This window comes from Xanthobacter autotrophicus (assembly GCF_005871085.1).
GTDB lineage: Bacteria > Pseudomonadota > Alphaproteobacteria > Rhizobiales > Xanthobacteraceae > Xanthobacter > Xanthobacter autotrophicus.
The window spans coordinates 1-618 of sequence record NZ_VAUP01000003.1 but is presented as its reverse complement, the minus strand read 5'-3'; the positions used below and the strand labels follow the sequence as shown (position 1 = coordinate 618).

The following is a 618-nucleotide window of genomic DNA, read 5'->3' as shown; positions in this document are numbered from 1 at the left end:
TCACCCTTGCGGGAATTTGCCCCGGCAGCTTGCGCCACCTGGCCAAATGGATCGACGGTCATATTTGAAAAGACCAGCTTCGCATTGTCTCGACGAAGGTGCGGTCAGCACCCAACGATCGCATCAGAACAAACTTGCGCCTGTCCTCCACGACCCGACCACGTTGCCGCGGTTCAGTCGATCAATGCCCATATTCACGATGTCATATAGCCGTGCATATCCCACCGGAAGGCGCACAGCGCTCAGCCGGCATGTTGCGGAACATGCAAAACAGGAACTCACGGACAAACTTTAAGACAGCCCTTGCTGCCAACGCCAAGCCAAAGCATCGCGCCACTCTGCCCAACATCTCCCGAGCGGGAAATGGTGGAGCCAGACGGGATCGAACCGACGACCTCATGCTTGCAAAGCACGCGCTCTCCCAACTGAGCTATGGCCCCTTTTGACAGATGCCACAGACGTTTGGAACGCATTTGCAAGGACAAAGGCCGCAGCGGATCATCCGCTGCCCCAGATCTGTCACCAGAAGAAGTGGTGGGCCTGGGACGACTCGAACGTCCGACCTCACCCTTATCAGGGGTGCGCTCTAACCATCTGAGCTACAGGCCCGAAACCGGC

At 57.6% G+C, this 618-nt stretch carries 2 tRNA genes; both read right to left on the bottom strand.

The features are described from left to right. Positions 1-364 precede the first annotated feature (364 nt). A tRNA-Ala gene (locus FBQ73_RS01030) sits at positions 365-440 on the bottom strand. Positions 441-532: 92 nt separating this feature from the next. Next, a tRNA-Ile gene (locus tag FBQ73_RS01025) sits at positions 533-609 on the bottom strand. Between the last annotated feature and the right edge of the window lie 9 nt (positions 610-618).